Source organism: Clostridium lamae (assembly GCF_033043255.1).
In the GTDB taxonomy this organism is placed as follows: domain Bacteria; phylum Bacillota; class Clostridia; order Clostridiales; family Clostridiaceae; genus Clostridium; species Clostridium lamae.
Map to the genome: position 1 here is coordinate 1 of NZ_JASCQJ010000073.1, position 6347 is coordinate 6347.

Consider the following 6347-nt stretch of genomic DNA (forward strand, 5'->3'; position numbering starts at 1 on the left):
CGCCCCATACCACGGTTTATCATGCTTACAATGACCAAAGTTATACGCCTCTTGCCCGCATTGAATGCACGGATAACCCGCTTAATCCGCAACGGGCGATTTATTATACGCACAGCAGTTTAAGTGGCTTACCGGAAGCGTTGACCAACAGTGAGGGTGAAATCGTTTGGCAAGGGCAATACAGTGCTTGGGGGCATTTACAGCGTCAAACCCGACCCACAAGCACGTTTAATCGTGAACAGAACCTGCGTTTTCAAGGTCAGTATTTCGACAAAGAGACGGGCCTGCATTATAATACGTTCAGGTACTATGCCCCGGATTTAGGCCGTTTTACCCAACAAGACCCGATAGGGTTGGCAGGGGGGATAAACTTATATGCTTATGCACCAAATCCATTGACATGGGTCGATCCGTGGGGGCATTGTGCGGTCAAACTTTCTAAAAATATGGTAGCTGATGGTACGCCTAGACCTGCCAATACCGCAGCTCATCATATTGTTGGTGATACATCTAAAGGTGCCCAGCCAGCCAGAGATATTCTGAAAAAACATGGTATTGATGTTGATGATGCTAGAAATGGTGTTTTCCTGCCAAATAGAAATAATGTTGATGAAGCATTGTCAGGAATAAAACATAATGGCAGACATCCAAGTGATTATATTGACGCAGTAAATACAAGAATTATTGATGCTGATAAATTAAATGGAAAACAAGGTGTTCTGGATGAGTTATCAAAAATTCGTGACATCCTGTCTTCTGCAAATCGAGATGCAAGCTGGTATACAATATTATGATAAATAACGTTTATTATTTAAAATCGGATATGGTAAATTATTGTTCTTTTATTCAAAATTATCCTGATGGTGAAGAGAGCATTATGGGAAGGTCGAGAGATCAGGGATGGAGACGGTTTGGCAATGATTATACTGAAATATCATTAGAATTAAGATCAAATGATTTTGGTAAGAAAAACTATCAATTTGATTTTAGTAGCGCTCTATCTCCATTTTTTGTTTTCAGTGAATCAGGTGCTAACCATTTATTTGATATCTTAAATCCTAGGGGACAATTTTTAGGTGTTAGAACAGCAAGTAAACGGAAAAAATTTATTGGGTACTATCCAACTAATGTTTTGTCTGAATGTGTAGATAAAGAAAAATCTATTTATACTGAATATCCCAAAGGATTTATGTTTGAAAAATTAATTCTAGTTAAAAATAATATTACAGATGAATACTTATTTTCAATAAATGAAAATATTAGTGGTGTTTTTGTAACAGATAAGTTTAGAAAGCTTGTTGAAAAAATTGGATTGTTAGGTTTTGATTTTTCTAAAGAAATAGAGTTATCGTAAAGATATTATCGAAGCTACGACCTAGATTATAGATATGTGTAATTACCAGCTTTAGCTATAAAGCAGGTAAATGATACCACATCACTCGCCGATTAGCGTATTAGTTTTCAAGCTTAAATGTAGTTTTCTAGTGCTTATTTTGTATTTATTTGTCCGGATATCTTCACTGTTCGGTATGAATACCAAATAACTGTTTAAAATATTCACTACAAATGTGAAATAGGTTTTAAAATTTGTCCGTTGGAAACGGATTAAAGGACTTTGATCCTACTGGTAAAGGTGGATTTTATGTTACGACAGACGGAGCACAAGCAGAAAGATGGGCGCGGATGAGAACAGACTGGAACATGTCGATAACTCTAATCATGTAACTTACAAATTAATACCTTGTAAAGTAATAGTATTACTTCGAATGAGAGAATTAAATGAATTACCTATTAATAATATTGATCATCAACTAATAAATAGATTTAAGATGTTTTTAAATAAAGATATACCTTTAAGTAATTTTAATCGTTCATTAAGAAAATCTATTTTACATAAAGTATCACATAAAATTAGTCAGAATCACTGAAAAATCGTTGAGTTGTAGTTATGCTCGGAGGTATAGAACAGATAATTCTCATTATTATACGCACAGCAGTTTAAGTGGCTTACCGGAAGCGTTGACCAACAGTGAGGGTGAAATAGTTTGGCAAGGGCAATACAGTGCTTGGGGGCATTTACAGCGTCAAACCCGACCTACAAGCACATTCAATCGTGAACAGAACCTAATAATGGAAATATCAATACAGCATTCCCTGTTTATGAGCGTTAAATAACAAATGAAATATTATATTGATGAACATGGTTATTCATGTGCCGAAGTTGAAACTGAACATCACCTAATAGTTTGGTTTTTAAAAGATGATATTCAAGGTAGTTTAAATGGTGTAAATGAATATCTTGAATTATGTGAAGCGGTTAAAAATGATGAATTACCAGAATGGGAAGGTACAGGTAATGCCCATACTGTCACCATTAAACCGGATGGTGTCGAGATTTTTAACGAATATACTGAAGAGAGCGTGACAATCTCAACGATAGAAGAGTTCAAAGGTTATCTGGAAAAGTGGAAAGAATTACTTTTGAGTAGAGAATAACCCTAAAAAAGCCAGAAAATCCTTATGGTCTTCCGGTTTTGTTCTTGTATTGAGTCGCTCAGTTTCTATTTTTAGTGACTGTTGTAATCGACAAACAGTTACCGCATTCTCAGTTTAATTTTACTGAGCTGGTCTTATTGGCGCTGGTACTGTTGCTTGATGGTTCTGGTGTCATCAGTATCGGGATGATACGAGTATACTGGCCTGCATTATAATACGTTCAGGTACTATGCCCCGGATTTAGGTCGTTTTACCCAGCAAGACCCAATAGGGTTGGCAGGGGGCATAAATTTATATGCTTATGCGCCAAATCCATTGATATGGGTGGATCCGTGGGGGCTGAGTTGCTCTCCTAAATTTAATTCTCAAAAGAAATTTAAATATAAAGAAGGGGAAATGTCAGGGTTGAAGCATATTACAAGTGGGCATGCAAAAGATGCATTCCAAGAAAGTACAAGCAAATTTTTAACTAATAGCCCCAAAAAAATAACAAAATATATCAATGAAGCTTTAGATAAAGGTGTGGTTTCACCTAATGGTAAAGAACTAGTATATAGGTTTACTAGAGATATAGGAAAAAATCTTGATGGTGTAACAACTAAAACAATTAAATTATTTATTGATTCAAAAGGTTGGGTAAGAACAACCTTCCCTTTATAACTAAATAGGAATAATTTGCTATTATGAAAAATAATACGTTGGGTGCTTTAAATGAATCTATTTCTAACAGTAAAAAAATAAAAAAAATTATCCTTGATAATTTTTTGAACAAAGAAAGAAAAGAGCTTAGATTAAATCTTGTTTATATTACATATAATTTTATATCTAAAAGAGTATTAATAGAATACTATGTTAAAGATGATGAATATCCAAGTATTGAAATGAGTTTTGATGAACTAGCTAATTTTATAAAGGAATAAAAACTTATCCAATTTTCCAAAAATAAAATTGTTATAATTATATTTCTCCCCAATAATTGAATAAATTATATTTAAAGAAGGAAAATATATGAATAAAAATGAAGTCGATGCAGTTAGAAAAGCTAATGGAGGCATTGTGCCTCATTTTAATAGTAATAGAGTTGCTCGTTGGCTCAATATGCCTGGAGCAGATTGGAATCCTAAAGGGGAAAAATTTAGGATAGTATTTACTATTAATCAAAAAGGTATGGATATGCTAAATAACCATGTCGATATGGATAAATTATTGTTAGGTGAAACTGATTTACCCCGAGGTGTTTTATCTAAACCGAATGAAATAGGAGCAAGGGGTATAGGTGTTGGATTGCTTGATGAATTTAATAAACAGATAAAGAGTGCTAGAATAGAAACAGAAATAAAAACAGGGAAATGGAAAAATATTGGAGTAATAAAAAAATGTTAGAGCCTTTGAAAATGAATGTAAATATAAATGATATATACCAATATAAATTAAAAAGTTTTTTTAATTCACGAGCCTTATCAATTAATGAAGAAAAATTTATATTTATAGATTCTATAAAAAATAAAGAGAAGGTTTTATCTATTCATATGGAAAATAATGATTTTCTTTTTTTATCTGAGTGGTGTGATTTGTTTGATTTTGAAAAAATATATAACCTGCTATCTAGTAGAACTAAGTCTAATTATTTTTTCTTTTTCCCTTTCTTGAAGATGTTTTTTTCATTGTTTATGATTAATACAACTGAGTGTTATAGAAATAAAAATTTATTTGTTTCTTATTTTATTAATCAATTAAAGAATGGACTTGATTTTAAAAATAATCCTGATGATTGTAAATCTGAGTTATTCAATTATTTAATGTATGAAATGGGAATAGGATCTCGTTATGATAAATATTTTCAAGTGATAAATAATAAACTTTTTTTTAATATAAAAAATAGTTCTTATGTTGAAGTAAAAAAACTTATAAACTTAACACACTCTTTTGCGAAAAGAACAGCAAGAAATAGTAATAGAAAATATTTAGAAGTAATAAGGGAGTTTCAGTTGTCGACAATAGATTTTTTATTAGATAGTACTGATAATTACTCGCTTCCATATAGTGATATATATATAAAATATACTTATCCAGATATATTTTATAATAATTATTTAGAAAATAAAAATAATATTTTTAGAGTGTTGACTGATTGTGTAAAGGAAGGACAATCAAAATGTAATTTTTTTGTTTCCGAGATGATTTTTATGAATTATATATATTATATTCTACGAGAAGAACCATCTAACATATTAGCCTTGGAAGAATTTTGCAAAGAAAATAAAGAAGATTTTTTAAAAATAATAAGTAGAATTATTAACCGTAAATTTTATCTTAATATTAATAGTTTTAAAGGCCTTAATCTTGGGCATTACTTATCAAAGATATGATGATTTAATATAAATATTTATTCTTTATTAAATGTTATTTTTATTGTATAGGTTGAGTGAACATGAACTTAAATAAGATCTATCAGTATAAGTTAAATAAGTTATTTAACTCTAGAATACCTACATTATACGATGATGAATTAATATATTATAAAGATGAGAATAAGCTAGAAATAATTCTCTCTTTACATATGCAAGAAAGCAAGCCTCTTTTTTTATCTTGGTGGACAGATTTATTTGACTTTGAGAAAGTAGATAATACTTTAAATGAAAATTTATACGAAAGATATAATATTTTTTTGCTTTTCTTAAGAAAATTACCATCTATTTTTTTGATTAATACTAATAAATATTATAAGGAAAAAAATTTAAAAGTTTTTTATGCTCTTAATCAGTTAAGATATATGGGAAATATGCCTGACAAGTTTAATTATGATATGGATGAACATAAAACAGAAATTATTAATTACTTAGCTTGTTTACTTGGGGGAGAGGAGTTTTATGGTAATCTATTTAAAATAGAAGATAATATACTATTTTTTAATATAAGGTTTAATGATTGGGTAGATGTTAAAAAATTAATTAAACATATCCACTCGTTATCATCTGCAATGGCAAATAGCATAGAGAATAAGATTGCTTTAGAAAAAGTAAAAGTGTTTCATATAAATGCAATCGATTTCATTATGAATAAAAATAAAACTGATAGCTATGAAATACCATATGATGATTATTATTTGGATTACGTAAATCCTGATATTTTTATGAATAATTATTCAGATAATAATAAAATATTTTCTATGTTAGTTGATTGTGTTAATGAGAATCAATCAGAATGTAATTTTTTTATATCAGATATGATATATATGAATTATATATATTATGTTCTTAAAGATGATGAAAAAGAAATATTAAAATTAAAAAAGCATTGCGCAAAAAATAATCAGCTATTCTTTAAAATAATTGTCAAAATTATGAATTTAAATTTTCATATAAATGAATCTAGCTTTAGAGGATTAAATCTAGAATATTATTTATTGAATAGTAAAAAAATTACTGTTGGTTATGTAAATTAGAGTTTACCATCAGCATCACTATGATGTACTGGGTAATCTCACTCGCACCGAGTGCCCCATCAACGGGCATTTGAATACCTGTATTACGGCTCGGGGCATTTGCAACAAACCCAATGGCGAGATAATGAGCAATTGACGGTATTGGCGGAATATCAACGAGACCGTTTACACCGAGAAACGCTACGTACCAGTGGCGCCTTAGACAATGAAACGGGCTATGACTGTCGGGGACGTATAACGCACCAAGTGGCACGCCAAATGAATGCCTCACTGTTTGTGACCCCGGTGATAGACCGTCGTTATCGTTGGGATAAACGCAATCAACTTATCGAGCGCAGTGTCAGTTATGGTCAAACGGGCGAGGTTTTTACCGCCGGACATTGGTACTACCACAGTTATCAGTACG

9 protein-coding genes and 1 pseudogene are annotated in these 6347 nt (G+C 30.9%); all 10 read left to right on the forward strand.

Annotated features, from left to right (window positions below):
* The coding region (locus QK892_RS18170) for an RHS repeat-associated core domain-containing protein (protein ID WP_317274962.1) at nt 1–794 on the forward strand (794 nt) is incomplete at its 5' end.
* Nucleotides 791–1354, forward strand: coding sequence for a hypothetical protein (locus tag QK892_RS18175; protein ID WP_004246983.1), 564 nt, complete (start codon nt 791–793; stop codon nt 1352–1354). The genes QK892_RS18170 and QK892_RS18175, both read left to right, overlap by 4 nt.
* Nucleotides 1355–1935: 581 nt before the next feature.
* Nucleotides 1936–2175: an RHS domain-containing protein gene (locus QK892_RS18475; RefSeq protein WP_223302919.1), complete on the forward strand. Its 240-nt coding sequence runs from the start codon at nt 1936–1938 to the stop codon at nt 2173–2175.
* Nucleotides 2176–2178: 3 nt separating this feature from the next.
* Nucleotides 2179–2496, forward strand: coding sequence for a hypothetical protein (locus QK892_RS18180; protein WP_317274963.1), 318 nt, complete (start codon nt 2179–2181; stop codon nt 2494–2496).
* 204 nt (nt 2497–2700) lie between these two features.
* Nucleotides 2701–2826, forward strand: a pseudogene (locus QK892_RS18185) (RHS repeat-associated core domain-containing protein); the annotation flags it as partial.
* 66 nt (nt 2827–2892) lie between these two features.
* Nucleotides 2893–3156 carry a hypothetical protein gene (locus QK892_RS18190; RefSeq protein WP_317274964.1) on the forward strand — a complete coding sequence of 88 codons (264 nt, stop codon included), beginning with the start codon at nt 2893–2895 and terminating at the stop codon, nt 3154–3156.
* A 23-nt stretch (nt 3157–3179) separates the two neighbouring features.
* The gene (locus QK892_RS18195; protein ID WP_317274965.1) at nt 3180–3416 is read left to right on the forward strand and encodes a hypothetical protein; all 237 of its coding nucleotides are present in this window, start codon (nt 3180–3182) and stop codon (nt 3414–3416) included.
* A gap of 88 nt (nt 3417–3504) precedes the next feature.
* The gene (locus QK892_RS18200) at nt 3505–3879 is read left to right on the forward strand and encodes a hypothetical protein (protein ID WP_317274966.1); all 375 of its coding nucleotides are present in this window, start codon (nt 3505–3507) and stop codon (nt 3877–3879) included.
* Nucleotides 3873–4865 (forward strand): hypothetical protein, encoded by a 993-nt coding sequence (locus QK892_RS18205; protein ID WP_317274967.1) that lies wholly within the window; start codon nt 3873–3875, stop codon nt 4863–4865. The genes QK892_RS18200 and QK892_RS18205 overlap by 7 nt, the downstream gene beginning before the upstream one ends.
* A gap of 62 nt (nt 4866–4927) precedes the next feature.
* The gene (locus tag QK892_RS18210; RefSeq protein ID WP_317274968.1) at nt 4928–5941 is read left to right on the forward strand and encodes a hypothetical protein; all 1014 of its coding nucleotides are present in this window, start codon (nt 4928–4930) and stop codon (nt 5939–5941) included.
* Nucleotides 5942–6347: the final 406 nt, after the last annotated feature.

Bases quoted from the DNA above. Each gene is read 5' to 3' on its own strand.
- QK892_RS18175 (WP_004246983.1), top strand. From the start codon at position 791: ATGATAAATAACGTTTATTATTTAAAATCGGATATGGTAAATTATTGT.
- QK892_RS18180 (WP_317274963.1), top strand. From the start codon at position 2,179: ATGAAATATTATATTGATGAACATGGTTATTCATGTGCCGAAGTTGAA.
- QK892_RS18190 (WP_317274964.1), top strand. From the start codon at position 2,893: ATGTCAGGGTTGAAGCATATTACAAGTGGGCATGCAAAAGATGCATTC.
- QK892_RS18195 (WP_317274965.1), top strand. From the start codon at position 3,180: ATGAAAAATAATACGTTGGGTGCTTTAAATGAATCTATTTCTAACAGT.
- QK892_RS18200 (WP_317274966.1), top strand. From the start codon at position 3,505: ATGAATAAAAATGAAGTCGATGCAGTTAGAAAAGCTAATGGAGGCATT.
- QK892_RS18205 (WP_317274967.1), top strand. From the start codon at position 3,873: ATGTTAGAGCCTTTGAAAATGAATGTAAATATAAATGATATATACCAA.
- QK892_RS18210 (WP_317274968.1), top strand. From the start codon at position 4,928: ATGAACTTAAATAAGATCTATCAGTATAAGTTAAATAAGTTATTTAAC.